Here is a 25,953-nt window from a genome sequence, read left to right as displayed (position 1 = left end):
AATCGCAATGCCCTCCAACTGCCGCTGCTTGATATTTTCTCGTTCTGCCTGTGCCACATAAGAGAGAAGCTGTAAGACAATATCAGAGATAAGGGTTCCTATTAAGTCTTTATTGGTGCGGGTATCAAGAATCGGCATATCTAAAATTACGATATCTGCCTTTTTGCCCTTTACGATCTCGCGCCACTCTTCTTGTATATCTTCGTAGTTCCTTCCAAGCCGGTCAATGCTTTTGACAACGAGTACATCGCCCTCGTGCAATTTTTGCTTGAGCTTCTGGTATTGCGGCCTATTAAAATCCTTGCCGGATAACTTATCGCAAAATATGTTCTGTTCTATAATGCCCCACCGCAAAAGTTCGATTTTCTGACGCTCCATGTTCTGCTCTATAGTTGAAACTCTCATGTATCCATAAAAATTTTTCATATAAAAAAACCTCCTGCCTTTAGTATGGCTGAAGGTTGAATAAATATTTGCCGTGATAAAAAATAGTATAAAGGTACACCTTTTTGACAAAGTGAAATAGCGTAAAAAACATAGCTATCCATCTATTATTTTATCCCATAATGGTTAAAAAGGCAAGGTATTCATGTATTTGTACATCAGATCGGCTGAAGGACAACCTGTCAAAAAGGTGTACCTTGTTGGCTTTGATAAAGAATAAAGTATTGATAGGTGACCGAGTTATGGAGATTAAAAGTAATAAACAAACTAAAAAAAGCGAAAAAAGATTATCCTTTCTAAAGGTTCGTATTACTTTTATCGTATGTTTACTTTTGAGCATCAGTATACTTATGATTGTAAATGCGTTCTGGGCTTATGTAAATATGAAACAAACAGCTCAGACAGTATATCAGAGTGCGTCAGCACAAATATCGGAAAAAGTGGACGAATCATTAAAAGTGTTAGAATCTCTGGCCTCACTTGAAATCTTCTATGAGCCTGACGTTGAGTGGGAAGAAAAGGTAGCGAAGTTAGATAAAATCAATGAATATTACGGGTATATGTTTATCTGCTATGTAGATAAAGATATTCTGGTATATACACTGGGGGAAGAACCGGCCAGTCTGGCGAGCCGTGAACATATGCAAAAAGTATATGCTTCAAAGCAGCCCTATGTTACGGATAGCTTTGTGGCTGGAGCGGACGGCAAAACTTTAAATTATACAGTGATTGTGCCCTTGATGAAAGACGGTGTTATGACGGGCAGCTTGTTTGCCACAATCAATTTGGATGAAACATCTGAACTTTTAGAAGAAATTACGTCTGCAACAAAAGCGGAGGCGGTTTTGATTGGCTCCAAGGGTCAGGTTATGTGCGCTACAAATAATATGACATACGGGGCGTCTATCCTTGATGTATGGGGCAAGTATAAACTATTGGATGTAACGGTGGACCAGTTAGAAGAAAATATGCTGAACAGACAGAAGGGGGCATTTCAAAGCCGTGAGGGTTTTCGTGTAATGTATACACAATATGGCCCTATTGAAAGTGCGAATTGGGATATTCTAATCAAGGTGGATTATTGGTCGGTATTCAGCTCGATTATAGGGCTTGTAAGTTTGACTATGGCAGGGATAGCGGGCGTCATGGCGGTGCTGTATTATTTTGTGGCCCGCCACGTTAAAGCGCAGTCCCAAACCATTGAAAATATGGTCAATTCGGTGCAGGAGATAAAAAAGAAGGTGTATCAAGGCGGCGATTTCACGGATCAGCTCGACTATGAAAATTTTATGCACTTATCCGGTAAGGGGCTTAATGATGAGCTGACCGGAACTTTTACTAGGGCAGTATTCATGGATCAAGCGGAAATGCTGTTGAAAGACAAACAAGATAATAAAATGTTGGCTCTTTGCTTTATTGATTTAGATGATTTGAAAACGTTGAATGATATGAATGGACACTCGGTAGGCGATACTGCGTTGAGAAAAGTGGGCGGCCTGCTCCGGGAGTACGCAGTAAAGTATGATGGGATTGTTGGACGTTATGGCGGAGATGAATTTATCTTAATATTATGTGATATCGATAATCATGATGAGCTGGACAATGTTCTACAGGAGTTAGTTGGCCGGTTGAAGTTTTCCATTCTTCATAAAGAGCAAGAAATATCAATCCACTGCAGCATTGGCGCCAGTGTCTGGCGTGAAAAACTTACACTGGCTATGCTGATTGCAAATGCAGATAAGGCCCTGTATGATGTAAAGCGCCATGGAAAAGCAAACTACTCACTTTTTCTGAACGGAGACTGCGATGAAATTTAGAAAAAAACAAAGTCTATTATTTGGCATTATCGCCTTGGTATTCCTCGGCGTTATGCTTCAGATGGTCCGTGTGGTAAAAGATAAAATAGTTGCAGGGAGGGTAGCGGAGGCTAAGACGGTGGAAATAGGTTTTCGGAGAGGGCTTGCTGAAACCTTCGGAAATATGAATGAGGCCATAAAGCTGTCCTATGCTATTGATTTAGACAATACGGGTGATTTAGGTTTATTAAAGAAGACGTCCCAGAGACTTCTGGAAGAAAATGAGCACATTGTCTATACTGCCTATTTCAAAGAAGATACGTTGGAATATATTTATCCTGCAGAGTCATTTGGCTCTTTTATCGGAAAAAATATGTCGGATTTGGCATACAGTATCACTCTGGCGAAGGTTGTAAAAACACCGGTTGTCGAAGGGCCGACCCACTTGTTCGATGAGGACAGCGATATCTTTCTTTTTATACAGCCGATTTATATGGGGACAGACTATGTGGGGGAAGTCGTTGTGGCTATGGACAGCGGTTATGTACTCTCATCTCTCGGGCTGGACGAACTAGAGGAAGGAAAGTACGACTATGAACTTTGGCGTGTAGATTTTTTGGGGCAGAGTAAGACTGTTATTTCCACTTCCGATTCTTCTGTAGACTTTTCAGATGCCGTCAAGCATGAATTCAGCTTGCCTGCCACATGGAATATCAGCATTCTGCCAAAAGGGGGCTGGATTACAAGCACAGAGAACACGCTCATTTATTTGGCATTTTTAATATTCAGCTTGAGTATTTGGGCAATTGGAGTATTGTTGTTTCGAACCTATCATTTGCAGAGGAAATTACAAATTGCAAGACATACTAACGCAGACAGTGGACTCCTTACAATGGATGGCTTTTGCTTCTTTGTAAATAAAAGGCTATTAAAAAATCCTGATACAAATCTATCAGTACTCAATGTTCAGTTAGGCAATTTTCGTAAATTCACCAAAAATATGGAGCGTGAAGAACTTGCCAAATATTTGGCGATGTTTAGGCAGAGTCTGATAGATTGTTTTCCCGAGGAGACGATTGCAACAAGGGTCAGTGACGACAGTTATTTGATTGCAGTTTTTACAAGTAATCAAAATCCAGAGTATTTAATTGAAGATTTCCTCTTACGGCTGCACTGGAAAAGAAGAATAGATAATAATAAACTATTCATCAGCCCGCGCTACTGCACCGTTAGATATCCCGAAGATGGCAGGGACGCGCCGGCTCTTGTAAAGGAGGCCAGCCGGCAGTTCGAAGAAAAATTTATAAAATAAATGGTTTGTTTTATGGGGGCTGCGGCCCCCTTCTTTTTATGCAAAAACGGATTTTGGTGTTTTAATTAAGTTGTACTTGCGCCCGGCTGGCTGCTGCTGTATGGTTAGGAAGTAAACGAAGAGAATGATGAGGTGGAAATCACGGATGAAAAAAGAAATTTTAATAGTAGAAGACGATAAAGATCTGGCGGAGGTGGCTGTGGATTATCTGACGGATCAGGGACTGGGATGTGTCTGCGCGGGGTCTGCGGAAGAAGCAGAGGAATGTCTATATGAATATCCGATAAGGCTGATTGTGCTGGATATCAACCTTCCCGGCATGAATGGCTTCCGGTTCTGCGAGCGTCTGAGGCGGGAAACGGAGGTGCCGGTTATTTTCATCTCTGCCCGGACAAGTGATACAGATAAGGTCAATGCGTTGATGCTGGGGGGAGACGACTATCTTGCAAAGCCGTATTCGCTGGTGGAGCTTTATTCCCGTATCTTAGCGCTCATGAGAAGGACTTATGGATATTCACGGAATCAAAAGCTGGAATTCGGAGACATTGCCATTGACCAGATGTCCCGCAGTGTGACGAAAAGGGGGATGGCTGTCGAGATGACTGCGAAAATGTACGATTTACTCGTTTATCTGTACCGCCATCCCGGGGAGGTGCTTTCAAAAGAAAAGCTGTTCACAGAAATATGGGGATATGGGTCAGAATCTTCTATATCAGTCCTGCCTGTCCACATCAGATGGCTGAGGGAACGGGTGGAAGAGAATCCGGCCCAGCCGGTTCATATTCTGACGGTCCATGGCAAGGGATACCGCTTCGAGCGTTAGGAGGAGATGATGAAAAAAAGATTTATTAAAATTACAGGTGTCTTATATGGCATAGCTGCGCTTGTGTTTTGCTTAGGATGGATGTGGATTGGGAAAGACGGAGGAGTGCGGGACGAGAGGGTGATGATCAATGAGATTACGCATGAGATTACCCTAGATGCGGCACAGCGGAATAAGCTGGAGGAGATAATCGCAGCTGGAAACAATCAGGCAATGCACCGTAAAGTCAATGAAGTATATCTGGCCGTAGGCATATTGCTTTTTGCAGGGGTGGGAATCTGCCTCATATGGTTCTACCGCACCAGCGTCCGTCCCTTTATACGGATGGAGGAATTTGCGGCGCAGTTGGCCAAGGGAAACCTTGATTTTCCGCTGGAAATAGAACGCTCACAGATGTTCGGGGAGTTTACGTGGTCCTTTGATACGATGCGGACAGAGCTTAAGGAGGCACGCAGGAAAGAAAAAGATGCGGTGGAGAAGAACCGCACAATGATTGCGGAGATTTCTCATGATATCAAGACACCAGTCTCCACGATTCGAAATTATAGTGAAGGGCTGGCGTTGATGCCGGACATGGCTCCGGAGCGGAAGCAGAGATATATCGAGGTGATATTAAAAAAGTGCGATGAAGTCGGCGCACTCACGGATGACTTGTTCCTGCATGCGTTAAATGACATGGACCGTCTGGAAGTGAATGCCCAGCCGGTGGACATAGGGGAACTATGGGACAGGATAAGCATGGAGCTGGCCCGGCAGGGCGCGAGCACAGGAGCCTGCCCTGTGGCAGGGAAGGTATTGGTCGATGAGAGAAGGCTGGGGCAGGTGCTGGAAAATGTACTGGGCAACGCAGAAAAGTATGGCAGGGGTTCGGAAGTGAGCGTTTCCGTTGAGGATGGGGAACGCCTGTATATTAAAATACACGACAAGGGGCCGGGCATACCCGATGCAGATATCCTTTATGCAAAACAAAAATTTTACCGGGGCAGCAACGCCCTTGAGAGGCAAGGGGCAGGACTTGGCCTTTATATCAGTGATATTCTTATGAAACAAATGGGAGGAGAACTGACACTGGAAAATAGAGGAGGCTTGTTGGTCACGTTGAGTCTTTTAAAAGTTATTTAAAGATTATTTAATAAGTCCCGTGATAAGCTGGCAGCATAAGGAGGATATATCATGCAAAAATTAATCGAGACAACAGATTTATGTAAAAGCTATGCCAGTGAAGGGCATCAAATTCATGTTCTGAGAAATATCAGCATTGATATTTATGAGGGACAGTTCACGGTTATTATGGGAGCAAGCGGTTCTGGAAAATCTACGCTTTTGTATATGCTCAGCGGAATGGACACGGTGACCAGCGGTCAAGTAAGCGTGTGCGGGCAGGAAATACATGGGATGAAAGAGAAGGAGGTGGCCGGCTTCCGCCAAGAAACGGCGGGATTTATCTTTCAGCAGATGAATCTGCTGACGCATATGACTTGTCTGGAGAATGTATGTGTGGCGGGGTATCTAAAGAGAGGAAGAACGGCAAAAGAGACAGAAGCGGAGGCAGAAAGACTCCTTGGGCTTACAGGAATCGGGGAGCTTAAAAGGCGTTTTCCAGTACAGATATCGGGAGGACAGCAGCAGAGATGCGCGGTGGCGAGAGCCTTGATTAATCATCCTAAAGTGCTGTTCGCGGATGAGCCTACCGGTTCGCTGAATTCCGCGGCAGGAAGGGAAATACTGGACCTGCTCTATCATATGAGCAGAAGGGGACAGAATATATTGATGGTGACCCATGATTTGAAGGCGGCTCTTCGGGCAGACCGGATTTTGTACTTGAAGGACGGCAAGATTGAAGGAGAACTTTCCATGCCGCCCTTCGAGGAAAAGGATACTGACACCCGCGAGAGACAGTTGATTGGCTGGCTTTCGGGAATGGGGTGGTAATATGGGAATTTGGCTCATTGTAAAAGGGGATATACGCAAAAGGAAGGGTCAGGCTGCCATTATTATTATATTAAGCCTTTTGATCTCTATGCTGCTTGCCACCACCGTATCGGTTCTGGTGCAGAGTCATGAGCAGTATGACAAAATGGCGGAGAAAGCAAATGTTCCGGAGGCAGTCAACATTTTTATGGAGGGACAGACGGAAGAGGCAGATACTGTTTTTGATAAATTAAAAGAACGGCCTGAAACAAAATCTGTCTCTCTCGAGGATATTTTATTGTTTCAAAGTCCGTCTATAAAGCTGGGAGGAGAGGAATGGTATTCAAATCTCACTATATTACGTGAATATCCGGACGGATATGAACTTGCCGAAGGGAGAAGGGGGGAGCAGGGCATCTATCTGCCCATTTCCTTAAAGTCTATAGAGCATATAAAGATAGGGGATGTGGTGGTATTAAAGCTTGATGGGAGAGTGATTGAGAGACCCGTCGCTGGATTTTTTGAAGATCCTTTTTTAGGCGGCGCCATGATTGGTGTAAAACAAGTGTTTTTAGAGGCGGAGGAATTCGACAGCGTCTTCTATATGACAGAGAGTGCTGCACGGAAAGGAAAGCTTCTCGGCATCTGGACTGAGACAATAGAGGGAAAGAGTTTTGCGGATAAAATCAAGGCCTTGAATAAGGAGACAGGACTATCGGAAGGCGGAAGTATGTATATGGAGCAGTCGTTGATTAAAATGGCTATGCTTATACTCACTGATATCTTTCTCAGTTTACTCTTTTTGTTCAGTCTCCTGCTGCTGGCTGTTATGCTGGTTACGGTGCGCTATATGCTGGCCTCGTCGCTTGAAGATGACTATAAGGAGATTGGTATCTTAAGCACCATGGGATATACGCGTGGACGGCTTCTGGGAGCCAGACTTTTGCAGGTATTCGTTCTATGTGCTGTGGGAGGAGCGACAGGTTTTGCCGGAGCGCTGGCGGCAATCCCTTCGTTTGGGAATTTTGCGTTGGATGAGACCGGTATTTTGTGGCATGGCGGTATTGCGGTTTTACCCGCCCTGTTAGCTGTAAGCGTCATATTTGTGATTGTGTTGTCGGTGACACTGAAAAGCCTTTGGAAGGTCAAGAAAATATCTCCGGTTCAGGCGATAAGAAATGGGAAGGCTGACGTACATTTTAAGAGAAGATACCAGATACCGCTCACGAAGCTTCACGCGCTGCCCCTGCCTCTTCGACTGGCAGTGAAAAATGTTTTCTCATCACTTCCTCAGTATTTACTTTTGATAGTGGTATGTGGGTTCTTGATTTTTTCACTTATCAGTATTTCGGCTTTGAATGAAAATATGCAGGATTTAAAAAAGACAGCAGCATTGTTCGGCAGCGCCGTGGCTGATATCTCGGTGACGGATCATTTAGAAGAGACAGAAGAGAACCGCCAAAAGTTTCAAGTATTTTTGGATAAGCTGAAGGAAAGTGAAGGGATAGAACAAGTCTATTCATACGACCAGCAGTATGTGGATATGGATGGATTCAAGATGCTGCTCGGCATAGATGGCAGTTTTGGGGAGACGACACACCAAAAGCCGATAGAAGGCAGGGCGCCTAAGTATGATAATGAGATGATGCTGACAAAAATAGCCTCTCAATATCTCGGCAAGGAAATCGGAGACACTGTGACCATTTCTTTGGATGGGGCTAAAGCAGACTTCCTTGTGACCGGTCTCTACCAGTCGAGCAGTGACGCCGGTAAGATTGGGGCAGTGATGACCGAGGGATACCGAAGGCTTGTTCCGGATTTTGGCTATACGAGCTGCGAAATTTTGTTGGAAGATAATAAGAATTTAGAAGAATCTATGCAGGAGGTGGAAGAGCTGGGAGCGGAAGAAGGGCTTGACCTTCAAGTGGAAGATTCTGCCGCACAGGTCAACGACATGATGAAGGATGCACAGGCAGGAATTGTTTTATTGGTAGTGTTCTTTTATATGCTCAGCATTTTGATTAGTGCTCTGATTACCTTCCTGCTTGCCATTACGCTGCTGAAAAGGCAGAGACATGAATTTGCGGTATATAGAAGTATGGGGTATCCTGTGCGGACGCTGAGAACAGCATTTGCCTGCTCGTTTGGAATGATAGGAATTATGGGGGCTGCCTTTGGCCTTGCGGCAGCGCTGCTGCTGACCAGCAGATTATTTAGCGCCATTTTCAGCAATGTAGGCATCAGCGAATTCAAAGCGGATATCACCGTCACCGCTGTCCTGCTTCCTATCTTGATAATAACAGGATTTATGATGCTGTTTTCCTATTACATCTCCCGAAAAATCCGCAGATACGGAGTGAGACAGCTGGCGGAGGAATGAGAATGTACGAAGACAGGTAGTAGGGAAAAGCCCTGTGAGCTATTTTACAGCTCACAGGGCTTCTTTTTCAATGTTTATCTTATGATGGTATTTCCGTCTTGGAAGACAGCGGACACTTTTTTGAGTGCAGAAATATCTTCTAATGGATTGCCGTCCAGTGCGACAAGATCTGCGGCAAGCCCTGCTGTTATAGAGCCGGTCTTATCGGAGATACTGCACAGCTTGGCGGCATTTACAGTGATACCTGCCAATACGCTTTTATTGTCAGCGCCCAGATCACAAATATATTGAGCCTCTTGGGCAAGTCCTTGGTGAATGCCGTCGGTACCGATTCCGAATTTTAGGCCTCCTGAAATTGCTTTTGAGAGACAGCTGCAGATGATTTCCTTTTCACGAAGGCTGCCTTCACGGTCTTGTGGAGAGAACTTGAAGAGAAGCTCGTCGTTCAAAGCATAGCTGGGGGTATAGACAACCCAGCGGTCGGCGTTATAGACGGTTTCCACCTGTTTTTCCGTGATATAGTATACATGTTCCAGACAGTCAATACCTGCTTTTACACAGTCGTCCAGACCCTGCCCGCCGGAACAATGGCAGGCGGTTGAGATACCTACACTTCTTGCCTCCTGTACAACGACATTTAATTCCTCGGGAGTCAGGAAATGGTAAATATATGGGGTGGCGTTGATTACTTTAGTCATGAATACTTTGAGAAAATCTACACCTCGGGCAATATTTTCACGTGCGGTTTTCCGGAACTCTTCCGGGCCATTGTGGGGCATACCTACATAACCGTGCCCGTGAGAAGCACGCATACCGATTCCGCTGACGACAAGTTTAGGGCCGGTAATACGCCCCTCTTTCTGGGCCTGCCTGCATGTCACATCGACATAGAACCTGTCCCCAAGACAGCGGGATGTGGTAACACCGGAAACAAGGTCATCTTTCATTGTTTTTATGGCACGGATTGTCTGCTCTGCCTCGCAGTCGTTCATCTTTACAAGGTGGTTTTCGAGACGCGTATCCAAGGCCAGATGATTATGGCAGTCAATCATGCCGGGAATCAGAGTCTTGTCGCCTAAGTCAATGACTTCATCGGCCAGATTGGAGGGAAGATTTGCGGCATCGTTATATAGTTCTTTGATCTTTCCATTATCAATGAGCAGAGCGGCATTTTCTTTTGCTGTAAGCTCCTGCCCTGCGATTATTGTTTTTGCTTTAATCAATGTTGTTCCCATAGAAATTCTCCTTTATGATTCCTTTGCTTTTTTGGCCTGTTCTTTGGCCGCAATTTTTTTGGCGGCTTTTTTGCTGAACCAGCCGGTCAATATAGGTGTCAGTATGGCTGTGATTACTACTGCGGCTGCGGTCTGGGCAGTCGCGGCCTCCGCATAAGGCTCCAAAGCCGGATCTGCCATGGCTACGGCGGCGGGAGTCGCGACGGCGTTTCCGCCTACTGTACCAATTGCCATTCCCATAGGATCGGGTTTTCTGCGGATAGCGCTATAGAGGTAATAGGTAAGCACACCGGTGGAGAGTACGGTTATGACTCCGAGAAGGATTCCCGGGACGCCGGCTTTGACTATAGTCACGAGGCTCATATTGGCGCCAAAGACAAAACCATTTATTGGTAGAATCATATTTAATCCCTTTGATAACAGATCCCTAAAGTCAGGGTCGAGATTTCCGAGGATCATACCGATGATAAGCGGAACAATTGCTGCCACTATGGACAGGAGCGGTATGGAAGCCAGCCCCGTTGTGCCGAGGGCTATCATCGTAAGGAAAGGCCCGTCATTCAGGGAGAGTACGGCGATAGCGCCCACGTCGGTCTCATCTCCGAATTCCTTGGCCAAGGCGGTATAGATCGCGCCGTTGGAATTGGTCACTGCTGAGATAACGGCAAATGGTGTCAAACCAAGGATGCCCACAGGCCCGAATAATTTATTCAAAACAAATCCGATGACAACACCGATAATCAACTTTAGTATTGTAAGTACAGCACCCTTATAGAGCGGCTGGCCGACTTGCTTTACGTTGATTGTCGCGCCGCTGCAGAAAATAAACAGTCCGACAAGAGTTGCCTGACCGCCTTTGAACAATGCGGTCGTAAATCCTCCTATTTCAAGACACTGGGGTATAAAGGTATTCACAAGACATCCGACAAGCAGAGGGATGACCATCATTCCGCCCGGGAATTTTTTCATCGTAGCACATATTTTCATATTATTGTTACCGTCCTTTCATTGCCTGAACAGGCAAAGTATTTTGTTCTGAAGTTTGCCGCAGCTGCACAGCATTCATTTCTTCTTACCTAACATTATCAGCAAAAGCCGTGCCAGCTATTGAAAAATAAATACAATATGTATAATTATTATAAAAACTCATGGTGGTAATTGTATATATCTTACAATAAATCCAATGAGAATCCAACGTTTTATCTATTGACGAATTGGGACGAATAAAAGAAAAAATTGTCGATGTTGCCAAAATGTTGTATGATTGATGCAAATGCAACGATGCAACGTTTTTGTGGGAGGTATTACAATGTTTAAAGCTTTACTTATAGTTCCATATCCGGAATTGGAAGAAATTGTTTTGAATGTATATGAGAATATGCTTACAGACAAAGGAATACAGGTGGATATTCTGGTCAAAAGAGCGGAAGATATCGCGCGGGATTTGGATTTACATGAATATAATGTGGTGATTGGGCGCGGGCATACGGCGAAAATACTGAGAAGCCTGACAGCGAATATTCCTGTGATCGAGATACCTATTACTGGTTACGATATCTTGAGGGGAGTGGAAGAGGTAAGGAAAATATACGCATCTAAGAAAATTGCTATTTTCCTTTCGGATGTCAGAAACCACGATGCGGCATTGCTGAGCGCGGTATCTGGCCTGGATATTCAGACTTTTGTGGTTCCTGATATTAAGCGGATACCTTCTATTGTAGAAAAAGCGGCCGCAGATGGATACGATACAGTGATTGGCGGATATTCTGCAAAGACGGCCGCGGACAGGATTGGGCTTCACTCTTTTACGATCAACACCGGGGAAGAGGCGGTCGTGCAGGTATTAAAGGAGGCCTTGAATATCATGCATTCACTGGAAAAAGAACGTGAGCGGACGAAGCTTTACCAGACGGTTACACAGGCATCCAAAGAAGGAATTCTCTATGTCAATCATGGAGGTATAATCGAGATGATCAACAGCAAGGGGCTCCAGATGCTTACCTCCTCGCTGGAAACAATTCATAACCAGAAACTTTGCGAGGCATATCCTTATTTAGACTCCTTATTTCAGAAGGGAATGAATAGGAAGAAACCTATTTTAAATGAACTGCTTGAAGTGGAGGAAAATAAAATCACTTTTGATTTTGTCCCGGTACTGGTCGGCGATTCGGTGGCAGGCATCGTGATTACCTGCCAAAGTGTCACTAAAATCCAGCAGATAGAGACCCAAATCAGGAAAAAATTAAGCGAAAAAGGTCTGGTCGCGAAGTATCATTTTTCCGATATTATACATAGAAGTGAAATCATGGAGGAAACGATTTTTTTGGCCCAGAGATATGCGGCAGTTTCATCCAATATTTTGATTGTGGGAGAGACCGGAACCGGAAAGGAATTGATGGCGCAGGGGATTCACAACGTAAGCGAACGGAAAAACAAACCGTTTGTGGCAGTAAACTGTGCTGCGCTGCCGGAAAACCTGCTGGAGAGCGAGCTGTTCGGATATGCTGACGGAGCGTTTACCGGCAGCAGGCGGGGTGGAAAGATTGGCCTTGTGGAGCAGGCACATCAGGGGACTTTATTTTTAGATGAGATATCGGAGCTTCCTATTAATTTTCAGGGAAAGCTTCTGCGTGTATTACAGGAAAAGCAGGTGCGCAGAATCGGAGACGACCGGGTGATTGATGTGGATGTGCGCATCATTGCGGCGACTAATAGAAATTTAAAGCAGCAGGTAAAGGAAGGTAAATTCAGGCAGGATTTACTGTACCGGCTGGATATTTTGAAACTGTATATACCCGCCCTTCGTGAGCGCAGGGAAGATATTACCTTGATTTTCCAGAACTCAATTAAGAAGTATAATAAGAGATTCGGCAGGGACATCAGCGGGTGTACAAAAGAAGCGGAAGAGGCCCTTTGTAACTACCCATTTGAAGGGAATATCCGTGAGCTGAGTAATATTGCGGAAAGACTTTGCGTCATGGCCAGAGACAATATAATTGATGAGAGGCTGATGAGGGCAGCGCTGTATCCCGATGATGTAGAGGTTCCCATTTATGGCACACCGGACATCCAAGATAGAGAAGACAGGGGGGCAGGCGAGTCCCGCCTAGAATCCGAGAGGGAACGGATAGTGGACGCGCTTCGAAAAACAGAGGGAAAGAAAACGGAGGCGGCAAAACTGCTGCAGATGGACCGTTCTACGTTGTGGAGAAAGATGAAGCACTACCAGATTCATTGGTAAATTAGTTTGGCACGCTTTTTGCTATATATAAAGACAAAGGATTGTTTTTAATGAAAAATTAGGAGGTAAAGTAATGGCGGAGATGAAACATCTATTAGGCTGTATTGCGGATGACTTTACAGGAGCGTCGGATGCGGCCAGCTTCCTGCAAAAAGCGGGACTGCAGACGATATTATTAAACGGTGTGCCTGAGCAGGGGCTTGGAATGAATGAGTATGACGCGATAGTCATAGCCTTGAAGACAAGGACTGAGCCAGCCGGCGAGGCAGTGGAACACACGATGGAGGCGGTCAAATGGCTTGAGCAGCATGGGGCAGCGCAATATTATTTGAAATATTGTTCTACTTTTGATTCCACCAAGGAAGGAAATATAGGCCCGGTTTTGGACGCGGTTCTGGAATATTTGGAGGAAACTTACACAGTCCTCTGCCCGTCACTTCCGGTGAATGGAAGAACTGTTAAGGATGGGCATCTGTACGTAAACGGAGTTCCGCTGGATGAGAGCCCGATGAAGGACCATCCATTGACACCAATGTGGGACAGCAGGATAAAGCATTTAATGGAAGCACAGAGCAAGTATAAGTGCATAGAACTAAACGGCGAACAATTGAAGGAAGACAATATAGATGCGTATCTGCTGAAAGAGAAGGAAGGGCAGAAACATTTTTATGTGATTCCCGACTATGAGACAGAGGAGGATGCCAAAAGGATTGTATCCTTATTTGGAAATAAGAAGGTTCTGTCAGGCGGTTCGGGTATTTTGCAGTATCTGGCACGGGGGAATAAAAAGGGAATTGTTTTGGCGGGAAGCTGTTCACAGGCAACATTGACCCAGATAGAGACTTATAAAAAAGCGGGACACGCGGCATATAAAATATATCCTGAAAAACTGGTGAGCGGTGAGGTTACGGTAGAGGAGATTTTGGAGTTTGTTTCTTTGCATCCGGATGATTATGTGCTGGTATATTCTTCGGATACTGCGGAGCAAGTCAGGGAGTCACAGAAACTTGGCAAAGAACAGGTGGCTCAGATGATTGAGAATGTGATCAGTGATCTGGCGGGACAGCTGAGAGATAAAGGATACAAGCACATTGTGGTGGCAGGAGGAGAGACATCCGGAGCCGTGACAAAGAGGCTGGGATATTATTTGTTTGAGATTGGTAAAAGTGTAGCGCCGGGGGTACCCGTGATGACCCCTCTGGAAGACCGGACCATGAGACTGGTCCTTAAATCCGGAAACTTTGGGCAGCCTGATTTCTTTGAGCGGGCAGTGCAGATGATAAGAGGAGAATAGACAATGGACAAAGAGTTGAAAAGTAAATTTGAAGAAGCCATATGGGTGGCGAAAAGCTTGTTCGAGAGGGGAAAAACATCAGGTTCATCAGCAAATCTAAGTTTTCGCCACGAGAACGATATCTACATAACCGGCAGCGGGACATGTTTCGGCAGATTGGAGGAAACCAGCTTTGCCAGAGTTTCTTTGGAGGGGACGCATCTGGAAGGAATGAACCCGAGCAAAGAATTCCCCCTGCATCAGATGTGTTATAAAAAGTCGCCTGACATTCAGGCGGTTATTCATACCCACAGTTTTTATGCCACGCTATACTCCTGCGTTCCCCACGAGTATAAAGAATCGGCAGTACCGGAGCATACCCCTTACCTGCGCATGAAAGTAGGGCGGATAGGGTTGATTCCATATGCTAAGCCGGGAAGCCAAGAACTATTTGGGCTGTTCCGGCAGGCTGTGGACGGCAGCGATGCATATTTACTGGCAAATCATGGCCCGGTAGTTCCGGGAAAGAGTATCATAGACGCATTTTACGGTATTGAAGAGTTGGAGGAAAGCTGCCATATAGCATGGGAGCTGGAAAACAGATCAGGCTGTAGGTGATGGAATGTATATGGAAATGTTTTTGTCCGCAGAGCAGCGGCAGAAGATATCACAATCTCAAATTCAATGGCTGAAATTGCTGGCGATGGATAATATGGAACTGAAGCAGATGTTGGAAACGGAATATTTGGAGAACCCACTGTTGGAACATAAGGAAACAGAATATGAACCGTCTAGGGAATGCATGCAGCAGTTGAATAGAGAGGGTATGAAGTTCGAATTGACGGCGCGGGACAACGGATATTTTTTAGAAGAGGCTATTACGAGTCAGCTGCCAATGGATAAGTATGATGACAGGCAGTGGAATGTTATCCGGTATTTAATAGGAAATCTGGAGGAGAACGGATTTTTCATGGGGAGTGTGACAGACGCGGCCAAGGCCAACGGTGTGCCTGAGGACATGGTAGCGTGTATTTTGGAGGAACTGAAAGGCTTAGAGCCATATGGAATTTTTGCTGCCAATCTGGAAGAATGCCTGCTGATTCAGCTGGATGCACAAAGCGATAACGATCCTTTAAAACGGAAGCTGATTTCCCAGTACCTCAATGAGCTGGCTCAAGGAAAAATCAACGTGATTTCCAGAGAACTGCATGCATCTACCGCTCAGATCCGTAAATGTCTCAAAGAGATAAGCCGGTTAAATCCGCGTCCTCTCAATGGGTTCTACACTGCGGAGACGTCCTACATCGTCCCGGATATTATCTTGACGGAAGATGTAGAAAATAAATGTTTTCAGGCCAGATTGAACGATGATTGGACTGCGGATTATCATATCAGTGATTACTACCGTTCTATGATGACAAAAACTTCAGACGCTCAATTGGCTGCTTACTTTGATAAAAAATACCGGCGCGCCAAATTTCTAATCGCAGGGATAGAACAGCGCAGGGAAACGATTCTTTCCATAGCCGACTACATCGGCAGAATACAATATCCGTATTTGAGAGGAACGGAACATAAAAAGCCGGTCACGATGACAGACGCTGCCAAGGCGTTGGGCGTGGCGGTGTCAACGGTGAGCAGGGCAGTAAAGGGGAAATATATACAATATCCCGCCGGGAGTGTCTTTTTCAAAGAACTTTTCGAGACGGCCATCACACTGCAGGAGAACACTGTTTCTACGAGGGGAGACGCAAAAGAACAGATTAAGATACTCATCAACAATGAGAATAAGGAAAAACCGCTCAGTGATATTGAGCTGGCCAGAGAACTGGAGAAGAGGCAGATTATTATTTCTAGAAGGACTGTGGCAAAGTATCGGGACAGCATGGGCATAAAAGGATGCTTTGACAGAAAATGTTTTTAAGACTTTGGGAGTTGGCATAAAGATTGCTGTTAAGTGAGGCAGCATGCTGACAAAATTATAAAAAAGGAGACAGGATAATGGATTATACAAATTTACTGAATGATTGCAGTGGAAAAAAATCAAAGGTAGGAATTATCGGGGCTACACGAGGCTACGGCTATACATTGCTGGCACAGATTCCAAAGGTCAAGCTGATGGAATTAAGAGTCATCTGTTCCAGACACCCGGAAGAATGCCACGAAGTTCTGACGGGAATCGGGTATGATGAGAAAAGGATTGTAGTCTGCCAAAATAAAGAAGAAATCGACAGGACAGAGGAAGATGAAATTCTTATTGTCAGTGATTACCGCCTTGTGATGGAGTGTGGTATTACGGCCATGGTAGAGTGTACCGGAAACACTAAAGTCAGTTCAGACGCGGCGCTTATGGCTCTGCGCAGAGGAATTAACGTCTATATGGTATCAAAGGAGACCGACAGCGTATGTGGGCCGGTGCTGAATCAGGTGGCAGCGGAGCATAATGCGGTGTATGCGCTCGTGAATGGCGACCAGCCCAGAAATCTTCTTGATCTTTATTCTTGGGCCCGGCTGCTTGGCCTAGAAGTCATTGTAGCCGGTAAGTCAAGTGAATATGACTTTGTTTGGGACAGAGAGAGTGGAGAGATGCACTATCTGGACGGGGAAAGCGATGCTGAAAGTATGCCGGAAATGTTAGAGCACTGGTATTACAAAGGAACAGAGACTTTAGAAGGGCGGAAAAAGCTGCTGGAAAAATATGCGGAAGTAATCTCGGCAGATCTTTGTGAGATGAATTTGGTCTCCAATGTCACGGGGCTGGTGCCTTCTTCCCCATTTTTAAGTTATCCGGTGGCTAAGACGAGTGAATTGGCGGAAATTTTTATTCCGGAAGAAGATGGTGGAATCCTCAAAAAGACGGGTGTGGTCGACGTGTTCTACAATTTAAGAGGAAAGGATGAGGCAAGCTTCTGTGGAGGAGAGTTTATCATTATCAAATGTGAAGATGAAAAGATGTGGGATATTTTAAAGAGTAAAGGCCATGTGATGAGCCGTAACGGTAAGTACGCCTGCATCTATTATCCGTATCATTATATGGGGCTGGAGACACCGGTTTCCATTCTTCTGGGGGATTTCATGTCAATCGGAACTCACGCTGAGTGCCGTCAAGTTTCAGTCTTGGCGGGAGTAGCCCGCCGGAATCTGGAGAAGGGGACTGTGCTCACTGTCTCTGGCCATCATCATTCCATTGAAGGGCTGACACCGGAACTTCTGGAGCGGAAGTCGGCCGATAAGGCTGCTCCTTTCTATCTTCTCAATGGGGCCACACTGCTCAGGGATGTAAAAGAAGGAGATGCGGTCACGCTTGACGACGTGGATTTGTCCGGGTTAGAGACCTACAAGCTGTATGCACAAGGATTAGAGTTATAAGATTCATGCCAATCTAACATTTATGTAATATACCCTATTTTCGTCTGTCGGTGCGGAGGAAAATAGGGTATACTTACGTTACAAGAGGTGATAGCGGTGAAGATACTTATAGTGGAAGATGATTTGATTCTTGCGGGCGAGCTGGCCCTTCTGTGCAGGAAGTGGGGATATGAAGCTGAATATATAAAAAATTTTCAGGATATTACGGCAGAGTTCGAGAAAAGGCGTCCGGACTTGGTGCTGATGGACATCAACCTGCCCTATTATGATGGGTTCTACTGGTGCGGGCAGATAAGAGAGCGCTCGGATGTCCCGGTGCTGTTCCTGTCCAGCAGGGATCAGAACGCGGATAAAGTGATGGCGATGGCTTCCGGCGGGGATGATTACGTGGAAAAACCTTTCGATACAGAGCTGCTGCTGGTAAAAATACGCTCTATGCTGCGGCGGGCCTATGAGTACAGGCCGGGGACGGGCAATTACCGGGAGTATATTACCGACAAGATGTATTATGAAAAAGGAATGGTATACTGCCAAAACTGCCAGACAGAGCTTACCAGATCTGAGAGTAAGATTATGGAAGCCTTGCTGGAGAGACGGGGACAGGTGGTGAGCCGGGAAAAGCTGATGATGATTCTCTGGAAGACCGATGAGTTTGTGACCGACGCGTCACTAACGGTTCTGGTCTCCAGACTTCGGGCTAAGCTCAGGGAGCTGTGCAGGGAGGACGTGGACGGAAGCGGCGTGATAGAGACAAAAAAAGGCATAGGTTACTATATTTCATAGTGCAGTGAGGACTTAGAAGATGAGCGAATACATGAGAAAACGGAAAATGCCTATTCTTGCAGGGAGCGCCCTTATCGTGTTCATCCACCTGTATTTTGGATATCTTGTCAGTACGAAAGTATATGTACAGGACTTGATTTATCTTGATGGGATGCTGTCCGTGATATTGGCAGTGTCTTTCTTTTTAGACTGCAGAAGGTTTCAGTTTCAGCAGAAGAGACACAAAGAAATGGAAGCGGAGATTGCGCGCTTACAGGAAGCGAACGGGAGACTTCTCAGGGAGATAGACGAGCAGAGTGATTATATTGCCAAATGGAGCCACGAGGTGAAGCTTCCACTGTCTGCTCTTGGCCTGATGAACGAGCGCAACCCTGACAAAGAGCTGAAAGACAGTATGGAGGATTGCCTTGCCCGCATCCGCCAGCAGCTCAGCACTATGCTCATGAGCGGCAAACTGAAAACGCTGGAGAATGATGTGGTACTCCGCAAGATGCCGCTCGCCGAAGCCGTGGGCGAGGCGGTGAAGGGACAATCATGGTCTCTCATACGTGAACACTTCCAGATAGAGATGGAGCTGTGCGATATCTGGGTGTACAGCGACCGGAGGTGGCTTGCCTATATCTTGGGACAGCTGATAGCAAACGCGGTGAAGTACAAAAAAGGAGAGAACCCCTGCCTGTGTTTTGGCGCGGAACGGACAGCGGCTGAGGAGGTCAGGCTGTGGGTGGAGGATAACGGAATTGGAATCGAGGATGCAGATCTTCCTTATATTTTTGACAGGGGATATATTGGAGGCAATTTAAGAAATGGTGACTACAGGTCTACGGGCATGGGGTTATATTTTGCGAAGGAGGCCGCAGAGCGTTTAGGAATTGAACTTGAGGCGGATTCACAGCCGGGGGAATGGACTCGCTTTACCTTGTATTTTCGAAATAATGCAGAATTTTTTCTTATGGAAGAAGAGAAGCTGCCCAAAGAGGATATGTTGCAGGAATGTTAGATTGAGTCAGGACTTGTAATTCAGATGTAAGGATTTTCAAGATTTTGTTTGTTAGACTCTAAATAGAAAGTAAGGAGGCAGCTAAATGAAAAAAATATTGGAAATCAAAGATTTAATTAAAAGTTTTGGCAGGAAGGGTTACGAGTCCCGTGTGCTGCGGGGAATCAGCATGGATATCTACGAAAAAGACTTTATCGCCATCATGGGGCCCAGCGGTGCGGGGAAATCCACATTGTTGAATCTTCTGTCGACTCTGGATAAACCTACCGGCGGCCAGATCGTGCTGGACGGGGAGGATGTGACCAAGGCAGGCAATAAGCGGCTCTCCCTTATCCGGAGGGATAAGATTGGCTTCATCTTTCAGGATTATAACTTGTTGGACAATATGACCCTGCAGGACAATATTGCCCTTCCTTTGTCGCTGAACGGAGAAAAAAGTCAGGTAGTACTGGAGAAAGTCCGGCATATGTCACGGCTGTTCCAGCTGGAGGCACATCTGAATAAGTATCCCTACCAGCTCTCGGGAGGACAGAAGCAGAGGGGGGCCAGCGCAAGGGCGCTGATTACCGAGCCCAAGATCATCTTCGCGGATGAGCCTACTGGAGCCTTGGATTCCCGCTCCAGCCGGGAATTGTTGTCAAGTTTGAGAACGGCCAACGACTCGGGGCAGGCCACTATCCTGATGGTCACTCATGACGCATATACGGCCAGCTATGCGAAGCAGGTTTATTTTCTGGCGGATGGACTGATTCAATGCAGGCTGAATAAAAAAGGGGACAGGAAGCAGTTCTATGAAGAAATACTGGAGCTTCTTGTGTCCATGGGAGGTGTAGGAGAATGAGTTTATTTCGACTTGCATGTTCCAACTTTAAAAGAAGTATACGGGAGTATGCGTCCCTGATCATATCACTGGCGTTCTCGGTATTCATATTCTTTAACTTTCAAAATGTGGTCTACTCAGATTCGATGGATGTTCTGAAGAATATGAAAAAATCATACATCGATATGATTGTGCAGGCTGCTTCCGTTGTCTTCGGCGTGTTTCTCTTTTTCTTTATCTGGTATGCTACCAATATCTTTTTGAATCAGCGTAAGAAGGAAATAGGAATCTACACTTTCATGGGACTGGACAACACAAAAATAGGCAGGCTCTATGCGCTGGAGGCATTGTTCATCAGCATATTCTCTGTTGTTTCTGGTCTCCTTACGGGGATTGGATTTTCAAAATTGTTCCAAATGCTCTTATTCAAGTTGTCGGATATTCAGGCTGACATCCAGTTCTCGGTGTCGCTACGGCCGATTTTCATTACGGCGGTTCTGTTTTTGTCCATCTTTGGCCTGATGATTTGGAAGGGATACCGGACTATTGTCAAGAGCAGTGTGCTGCAGCTCCTTTCGGGAGCCAGACAAAAGGAGATGAAGCACGAGGCGGCAGCGCTGACGGCCGTGAAGGTCTGTGTGGGGATAGGGGTTCTGGCTGCCGGTTATGTATGTGCGCTGAGCACAGGCCGCCTGAGCTCACTTAATTATGGTGTGGCGGCGGTCGTACTTGTCATAGCGGGGACATATCTGTTGTTCGGAGGCGCCATTCCTTGGTTTATCCGGCGGCTTACAAAGAATAAAAGGTTTTTGTATCAGAAAGAGCGCAATCTGTGGGTCAACAATCTTGCATACCGCATCCGGCAGAATTACCGGACTTATGCGATGGTGACTATTCTGATGATTTGCTCTGTCACTGTTCTTGGCACGGCGATTGCGCTGAGGCAGCGCTATGAAAAGATGATTCACTTTCAGGAGACTTACACGTTCCAAGTGCTGGCACAGAAAGATGACGTGGATGAGGGACAGATTTCCGCCGGGATTGAGAAGGACAATAAAATACGATATAAAAACCATCTATCATACCTAGGCCTGAATGCAGAGATGTTCCACACTAGGTTTGAAAATACGGTCTATGGCCTTGTTTCTTACTCTCAGATAAAGCAGGCCGCGGAGGATGCAGGCTTAAAGTTTGACTATGCAGAGCCCGCCAAGGACGAGGCAATTGAGCTGACCCACATTATTCTGATGAGCCTTGTGGATGAAAATGAGGAGGAGTATATGCATATCGGCGAGGATACCTATAAGATAACCGCGCGGGACTCAACGGCATATCTTGGAGATCTGCAGAATTCGATGGGAGCTTATATTGTGAATGACGACGTGTACGAAACGTATAAGCCCTTTGGGCAGGAGATGTATTTATACAATTATAAAATTGAAGATTCAGAGAGCGCGGGGGCGTCTGTTCCGTTCGTAAAAAGCCTAAGAGAGCTGCAGCCGGAAAGTATCGTGGGCTGTAATATGGTTCTTCCTGAGAACGCAGAGGATACATGGATAAAGATTCTGTATTCCCTTTGCATCTTCATGTTTGTGACATTTTTACTTGCCAGTGGAAGCATCATTTTCATAAAGCTTAACAACGATGCCTATGAGGACAGGGAAAGATATGGAATCCTGAAAAAAATGGGCATATCCGCCTACAGTCTGGGACGGGCGGTGAAACAGGAAATCCGTTTTACCTATTACTGCCCCTTCGTGCTGATGACCGTAACTTCGTGGTTTGCGATTAAGGCGCTGGGAAATGTTATGAAAGAAGAGTTGTTCCTAGTCAACATTTACAGCGCTGCCGCCATACTGGCAGTATTTACATTGATTTACATGATTTCGGTGAAGGTATTTAAGAAAAAAGTTTTGGATTAAAAATGAACAGTTGTTATATTTTGATTTTTTAAAAGACACATCTATTGAAAACATTTCTGAAACAATCTAAGATGAACCGCATAGGGAGGCTTAAAACATGCAGACAAAGAAAGAGGAAATTAGACAGACCATTCTTGAGGCAGCTCAGAGGGAATTTCTTATCCACGGATACGAGGGCAGCTCTATGCGGACCATCGCTAAAAAAGCCAATACTACTATTGGCAATATTTATCATTATTTCCCCAACAAAGAGGCGATTCTTGAGATTCTTATGGAAGAACCCATACGGTCGATTCATAAGGTCATCGATAACCATATGGCCGAGCAGAAGCGGATTTATTCTTATGATGAATTGAAGGAGGCGCTGGACGGTATCGAGGATATTATCGAAGAAAGTGACCTTTTTTACCTGATGGATGAGCGGATGATCATTTTGTTCGATTTGAAGACCACGAGATTTGTGGAAGTACGGGAGTGGTTCGTCAAAGCATGTAAGCAGCATCTGGCATGGCACATGGGCACAGAGGATGAGGATTCAGCCTATGTAGATATCATAACGGATATGTTTATAGCAAGTGTGCGCCATGTACTCATGGAGCATAAGAATGTGGAGCAGTCCAAGAAGGAGTTCTGCAAGGTATTCAGAATGCTTTGTGCAGGGCTTATCAGCAATAGGCAGGAGGAGTAGATGAGTATTGTAGAATTACATAATGTCAGCAGGGGATACAAGAATGGGGAACGGACGATCTATGCGCTAAAGGATGTCTCCTTTTCTGTAGAATCCGGGGAATTTACGGTAATACTGGGGCCTAGCGGCGCGGGAAAGAGCACACTGCTCAATATATTGGGAGGAATTGACCGCGCAGATGACGGGAGTGTGAAAGTAGCCGGCGTTGAGGTGACGGCGCTGTCAGAAAAGGAGCTCTCCATTTACCGGGCACACAGGGTGGGATTTGTGTTTCAGTTCTATAACTTGATTCCCACATTGACAGTGCAGGAAAATGTAGCCCTGATGAAGGAATTAAAGAAAGAAGCGCTGCCTGCGGAGGAGGTGCTCGATAAGCTGGGGCTTCACGGACAAGGACGCAAATTTCCGGGCCAGCTCTCCGGCGGAGAGCAGCAGCGGGTGTCTATTGCCCGGGCGATTGCAAAAAATCCGGATATTCTTCTCTGTGATGAACCGACCGGTGCCCTTGACAGTGAGACCGGAGTCATGGTCTTGGAGGAGCTGCAAAAGCTTTGCAGGGAGGAAGGGAAAACAACTCTGATCGTCACGCACAACGCAAGCATTGCCAAGGCGGCAGACAAGGTGATACGGATTAAGAACGGTGAAGTCCGGGCGGTGGAAACCAATGACAGTCCGCTAAAGTTAAGTGAGGTGGAGTGGTGATGCTGTTTCGGAAAATGCTGAGAGACATTGTGAAAAATAAGGTTCAATTCTTGGCAATCTTTTTGATGATGTTTTTTGGATGCTTTCTCTATTCTGGAATCACTGGTGAATGGAATGGGCTTCAAAAAAACTTTGACGATTATAGAAAGGAGCAGAATCTTGCGGATGAATGGGCCTACAAGGCCACATTCTCGGAGGAGGAGCTGGAGAGGACGAAGGAAGATTCACGTATCCGTCAGGCCGAAGGGCGCCTCTGTCTGCCTGCGTCTGTGCAGGGGAAAAAGGACGCGTCTCTGGCTTGCTATATAGCGGAGGATAACGCGGTTTCCAAATTGTACATTACGGAAGGAGTGGATTTTGACGGCGGCTTGGCCGGCATATGGCTGGATGCGCTGTTCGCCGGGGAAAATGGTTATAAGCCCGGGGACAAAATCACATTGGATGTGCAGGGAATGGGCATTGAGGGGACCGTGCGGGGACTGGCATACAGCCCGGAGTATATCTACGGTGCAGCGGAGGATGAGATGGTGGCGGACCACAGGAAGAATGGATTTGCATGGTTGAGCCCGAGGATTCTGCCGGAGGACATACCGTTTTTTTATAACCAGATTGCGGTGACACTAAATGGAAAGCAGCAGGGGGATGTACTGTCTACCATTCTTGGGGATGGGACACAGACACTGAAAGCAGAAGACCACCCAGCAGTGTCTATGGTGGAGGATGAGGTGGAACAGCACAAAAGTATGGGCGATATCTTTTCCGCCGCTTTTCTCCTGATAGCGTTAATGATTACGGTGACTACGATGCACCGGATGCTGAAAAATCAGCGGACGCAGATTGGTGTGCTGAAGGCGCTGGGATTCTCGAAGAGCAGGCTTTTGAGGCATTATCTGTCCCACAGCAGCATGGTGTGCGCGCTCGGGGCGCTTGCTGGATATTTACTGGGCTATCAGACACTGCCTGATGTCATCTATCGTTTTATGAAGACCATGTATGTGCTGCCATTATGGGGAGGGGAACTGCCGGCAGAAGCCTTGATACTGCCCGTTCTTTGTGTGGTAGTGTCTCTAGTCGTTAGCTTATACATCTGCAGGGCATATTTGGGAGACACGGCGGCTGCCAGCCTTTCCGGTGAGGAGTTTTGCCCCTCGGCGGCGAACCTTCCGGAGCTGCCGGAGGGGATTCCCTTTGGAAGCCGCTGGAATTTAAGAGATATTTTGAGAAACCGCTTGAGGAGCTTTATGACACTCTGCGGCGTGCTGGGGTGCACGGCCCTTCTATTCTGCGCTTTTGCATTGTATGACACGTTTGATAATCTATCCAAGTGGACTTTTACCGAACAGCAGAATTATGCGTGCAAGATAACCGGTATTCCGGATGAGAAGAGCAGGCTGGAATTGAGGCAGATGACCGGGGGCGAGCTGCTGATGGAGAGCACGGCTGTCATCCGCGGTCAAGATGGAGAGCAGGAAGTGGGTCTTACTGTACCCGAGAGTGCAAAACTATGGCGGCTCGCGGAAGATTTGAAGACCTTTACCGACATCGGGCATGGCGTGGCAATTTCCAAGAAAACGGCGGAAAGTCTGGGCTTGAAAGTCGGTGATACGGTCACTTGGAGACATGCGGGGGATAAGAAATGGCAGAGGTCAGAGGTGGAAGCGGTTGTGCGGACTACGATGAGTCAGGGCATCATAATGAAAAAACAGGACTATGACAAGACCGGGCAGAGCTATACGACAACGGCCGTAATCGGGGATATACCGTCAGAGGGATTTGGAGTTTATGAGGAGAAATGTACTATTTCCAGACAGAAGCAATTGACGGAGGGGATTGACTCTATGATGGAAGGCATGGTGATGATGATAACACTTTTGGTGACCGGGGCCGTCCTTCTGGGCGGAATCATGCTCTATAATCTCGGGGTTCTTTCCTACCTTGAGCGATACCGGGAGTTTGCCACGATGAAGGTTCTGGGATTTGCCGATCGGAAAATACGCGGTATTATGGTACAGCAGAATGTATGGCTGTCGGCAGCGGGGATTATCCTAGGGATACCGGCCGGATATGGACTGATGCATTATATGCTGTCCACGCTCCCTGACTCTATGGATGTTCCGGTCATGGTGAAGGGGATGACTTGGCTTATAAGCATTGTAGGCACACTTATCCTTTCCTGGGCAATCAGCCGGGTCGTATCAAGGAAAATACCCGGCATTGATATGGTGGAAGCGCTGAAAGCCAAGGAATAATATAA

Annotated in this window: 21 protein-coding genes; 18 read left to right on the top strand and 3 right to left on the bottom strand. The window is 46.2% G+C overall.

Going from position 1 to position 25,953, the window contains the following annotated elements; all coding sequences use genetic code 11:
• Positions 1 to 426: recombinase family protein (locus tag BN6465_RS16515; protein WP_066737278.1), on the bottom strand; the 426-nt coding region annotated here is incomplete at its 3' end.
• Positions 427 to 686: 260 nt separating this feature from the next.
• Here BN6465_RS16515 and BN6465_RS16510 point away from each other — a divergent pair.
• From BN6465_RS16510 to BN6465_RS16485, 6 genes are all read left to right on the top strand, one after another.
• The gene (locus BN6465_RS16510; RefSeq protein WP_066737277.1) at positions 687 to 2,261 is read left to right on the top strand and encodes a sensor domain-containing diguanylate cyclase; all 1,575 of its coding nucleotides are present in this window, start codon (positions 687 to 689) and stop codon (positions 2,259 to 2,261) included.
• Positions 2,251 to 3,552, top strand: a complete 1,302-nt coding sequence (locus tag BN6465_RS16505) for a hypothetical protein (RefSeq protein WP_066737276.1) — start codon at positions 2,251 to 2,253, stop codon at positions 3,550 to 3,552. Before BN6465_RS16510 ends, BN6465_RS16505 begins: the two co-directional genes overlap by 11 nt.
• 145 nt (positions 3,553 to 3,697) lie before the next feature.
• Positions 3,698 to 4,375: a response regulator transcription factor gene (locus BN6465_RS16500; protein WP_199882856.1), complete on the top strand. Its 678-nt coding sequence runs from the start codon at positions 3,698 to 3,700 to the stop codon at positions 4,373 to 4,375.
• Positions 4,376 to 4,384: 9 nt separating this feature from the next.
• Complete coding sequence (locus BN6465_RS16495) at positions 4,385 to 5,497, top strand: HAMP domain-containing sensor histidine kinase (RefSeq protein WP_066737275.1); 1,113 nt, start codon at positions 4,385 to 4,387, stop codon at positions 5,495 to 5,497.
• A 51-nt stretch (positions 5,498 to 5,548) separates the two neighbouring features.
• Positions 5,549 to 6,307 (top strand): ABC transporter ATP-binding protein, encoded by a 759-nt coding sequence (locus BN6465_RS16490; protein ID WP_082891755.1) that lies wholly within the window; start codon positions 5,549 to 5,551, stop codon positions 6,305 to 6,307.
• Between the two features lies 1 nt (position 6,308).
• Positions 6,309 to 8,666, top strand: a complete 2,358-nt coding sequence (locus tag BN6465_RS16485) for an ABC transporter permease (protein WP_066737271.1) — start codon at positions 6,309 to 6,311, stop codon at positions 8,664 to 8,666.
• A gap of 74 nt (positions 8,667 to 8,740) precedes the next feature.
• Here BN6465_RS16485 and BN6465_RS16480 read toward each other — a convergent pair whose 3' ends face one another.
• Complete coding sequence (locus BN6465_RS16480; RefSeq protein WP_066737269.1) at positions 8,741 to 9,901, bottom strand: amidohydrolase family protein; 1,161 nt, start codon at positions 9,899 to 9,901, stop codon at positions 8,741 to 8,743.
• A gap of 12 nt (positions 9,902 to 9,913) precedes the next feature.
• Entirely contained in the window at positions 9,914 to 10,888 is a 975-nt protein-coding gene (locus tag BN6465_RS16475; RefSeq protein WP_066737268.1) for a 2-keto-3-deoxygluconate permease, read from the bottom strand.
• 322 nt (positions 10,889 to 11,210) lie between these two features.
• Here BN6465_RS16475 and BN6465_RS16470 point away from each other — a divergent pair, with 322 nt between their 5' ends.
• From BN6465_RS16470 to BN6465_RS16415, 12 genes are all read left to right on the top strand, one after another.
• Complete coding sequence (locus tag BN6465_RS16470; RefSeq protein ID WP_066737265.1) at positions 11,211 to 13,142, top strand: sigma-54-dependent Fis family transcriptional regulator; 1,932 nt, start codon at positions 11,211 to 11,213, stop codon at positions 13,140 to 13,142.
• Positions 13,143 to 13,215: 73 nt separating this feature from the next.
• Positions 13,216 to 14,436 carry a 3-oxo-tetronate kinase gene (gene otnK / locus BN6465_RS16465; protein WP_066737263.1) on the top strand — a complete coding sequence of 407 codons (1,221 nt, stop codon included), beginning with the start codon at positions 13,216 to 13,218 and terminating at the stop codon, positions 14,434 to 14,436.
• Between the two features lie 3 nt (positions 14,437 to 14,439).
• Positions 14,440 to 15,033 (top strand): class II aldolase/adducin family protein, encoded by a 594-nt coding sequence (locus BN6465_RS21065; RefSeq protein WP_066737261.1) that lies wholly within the window; start codon positions 14,440 to 14,442, stop codon positions 15,031 to 15,033.
• 10 nt (positions 15,034 to 15,043) lie between these two features.
• Entirely contained in the window at positions 15,044 to 16,339 is a 1,296-nt protein-coding gene (rpoN, locus tag BN6465_RS16455; protein ID WP_199882855.1) for an RNA polymerase factor sigma-54, read from the top strand.
• Positions 16,340 to 16,416: 77 nt separating this feature from the next.
• Positions 16,417 to 17,784, top strand: coding sequence for an SAF domain-containing protein (locus tag BN6465_RS16450; RefSeq protein ID WP_066737259.1), 1,368 nt, complete (start codon positions 16,417 to 16,419; stop codon positions 17,782 to 17,784).
• A gap of 96 nt (positions 17,785 to 17,880) precedes the next feature.
• The gene (locus tag BN6465_RS16445; RefSeq protein WP_066737258.1) at positions 17,881 to 18,567 is read left to right on the top strand and encodes a response regulator; all 687 of its coding nucleotides are present in this window, start codon (positions 17,881 to 17,883) and stop codon (positions 18,565 to 18,567) included.
• 19 nt (positions 18,568 to 18,586) lie between these two features.
• Positions 18,587 to 19,567: a sensor histidine kinase gene (locus BN6465_RS16440; RefSeq protein ID WP_066737257.1), complete on the top strand. Its 981-nt coding sequence runs from the start codon at positions 18,587 to 18,589 to the stop codon at positions 19,565 to 19,567.
• Positions 19,568 to 19,652: 85 nt separating this feature from the next.
• Entirely contained in the window at positions 19,653 to 20,408 is a 756-nt protein-coding gene (locus BN6465_RS16435; protein ID WP_066737255.1) for an ABC transporter ATP-binding protein, read from the top strand.
• Positions 20,405 to 22,309, top strand: coding sequence for an FtsX-like permease family protein (locus tag BN6465_RS16430; RefSeq protein ID WP_066737253.1), 1,905 nt, complete (start codon positions 20,405 to 20,407; stop codon positions 22,307 to 22,309). Before BN6465_RS16435 ends, BN6465_RS16430 begins: the two co-directional genes overlap by 4 nt.
• A gap of 97 nt (positions 22,310 to 22,406) precedes the next feature.
• Positions 22,407 to 22,997, top strand: a complete 591-nt coding sequence (locus tag BN6465_RS16425) for a TetR/AcrR family transcriptional regulator (protein ID WP_066737251.1) — start codon at positions 22,407 to 22,409, stop codon at positions 22,995 to 22,997.
• The gene (locus tag BN6465_RS16420; RefSeq protein WP_066737250.1) at positions 22,998 to 23,699 is read left to right on the top strand and encodes an ABC transporter ATP-binding protein; all 702 of its coding nucleotides are present in this window, start codon (positions 22,998 to 23,000) and stop codon (positions 23,697 to 23,699) included.
• A complete protein-coding gene (locus BN6465_RS16415) occupies positions 23,699 to 25,948 on the top strand; it encodes an ABC transporter permease (RefSeq protein WP_066737249.1) in 2,250 nt (749 codons plus the stop codon). Before BN6465_RS16420 ends, BN6465_RS16415 begins: the two co-directional genes overlap by 1 nt.
• Positions 25,949 to 25,953 lie beyond the last annotated feature (5 nt).

Source organism: Bariatricus massiliensis (genome assembly GCF_900086725.1).
In the GTDB taxonomy this organism is placed as follows: Bacteria; Bacillota; Clostridia; order Lachnospirales; family Lachnospiraceae; genus Allocoprococcus; species Allocoprococcus massiliensis.
The sequence above is the reverse complement of the archived record's forward strand: the minus strand, read 5'-3'. Positions and strand labels throughout refer to the sequence as shown.

Coding starts and splice junctions, on each gene's coding strand:
- otnK (WP_066737263.1), top strand. CDS start 13,216: ATGGCGGAGATGAAACATCTATTAGGCTGTATTGCGGATGACTTTACA.
- BN6465_RS16430 (WP_066737253.1), top strand. CDS start 20,405: ATGAGTTTATTTCGACTTGCATGTTCCAACTTTAAAAGAAGTATACGG.
- BN6465_RS16480 (WP_066737269.1), bottom strand. CDS start 9,901: ATGGGAACAACATTGATTAAAGCAAAAACAATAATCGCAGGGCAGGAG.
- BN6465_RS16440 (WP_066737257.1), top strand. CDS start 18,587: ATGAGCGAATACATGAGAAAACGGAAAATGCCTATTCTTGCAGGGAGC.
- BN6465_RS16425 (WP_066737251.1), top strand. CDS start 22,407: ATGCAGACAAAGAAAGAGGAAATTAGACAGACCATTCTTGAGGCAGCT.
- BN6465_RS16470 (WP_066737265.1), top strand. CDS start 11,211: ATGTTTAAAGCTTTACTTATAGTTCCATATCCGGAATTGGAAGAAATT.
- BN6465_RS16435 (WP_066737255.1), top strand. CDS start 19,653: ATGAAAAAAATATTGGAAATCAAAGATTTAATTAAAAGTTTTGGCAGG.
- BN6465_RS21065 (WP_066737261.1), top strand. CDS start 14,440: ATGGACAAAGAGTTGAAAAGTAAATTTGAAGAAGCCATATGGGTGGCG.
- BN6465_RS16505 (WP_066737276.1), top strand. CDS start 2,251: ATGAAATTTAGAAAAAAACAAAGTCTATTATTTGGCATTATCGCCTTG.
- BN6465_RS16450 (WP_066737259.1), top strand. CDS start 16,417: ATGGATTATACAAATTTACTGAATGATTGCAGTGGAAAAAAATCAAAG.
- BN6465_RS16500 (WP_199882856.1), top strand. CDS start 3,698: ATGAAAAAAGAAATTTTAATAGTAGAAGACGATAAAGATCTGGCGGAG.
- BN6465_RS16490 (WP_082891755.1), top strand. CDS start 5,549: ATGCAAAAATTAATCGAGACAACAGATTTATGTAAAAGCTATGCCAGT.
- BN6465_RS16420 (WP_066737250.1), top strand. CDS start 22,998: ATGAGTATTGTAGAATTACATAATGTCAGCAGGGGATACAAGAATGGG.
- BN6465_RS16495 (WP_066737275.1), top strand. CDS start 4,385: ATGAAAAAAAGATTTATTAAAATTACAGGTGTCTTATATGGCATAGCT.
- BN6465_RS16475 (WP_066737268.1), bottom strand. CDS start 10,888: ATGAAAATATGTGCTACGATGAAAAAATTCCCGGGCGGAATGATGGTC.
- BN6465_RS16415 (WP_066737249.1), top strand. CDS start 23,699: ATGCTGTTTCGGAAAATGCTGAGAGACATTGTGAAAAATAAGGTTCAA.
- BN6465_RS16510 (WP_066737277.1), top strand. CDS start 687: ATGGAGATTAAAAGTAATAAACAAACTAAAAAAAGCGAAAAAAGATTA.
- rpoN (WP_199882855.1), top strand. CDS start 15,044: ATGGAAATGTTTTTGTCCGCAGAGCAGCGGCAGAAGATATCACAATCT.
- BN6465_RS16485 (WP_066737271.1), top strand. CDS start 6,309: ATGGGAATTTGGCTCATTGTAAAAGGGGATATACGCAAAAGGAAGGGT.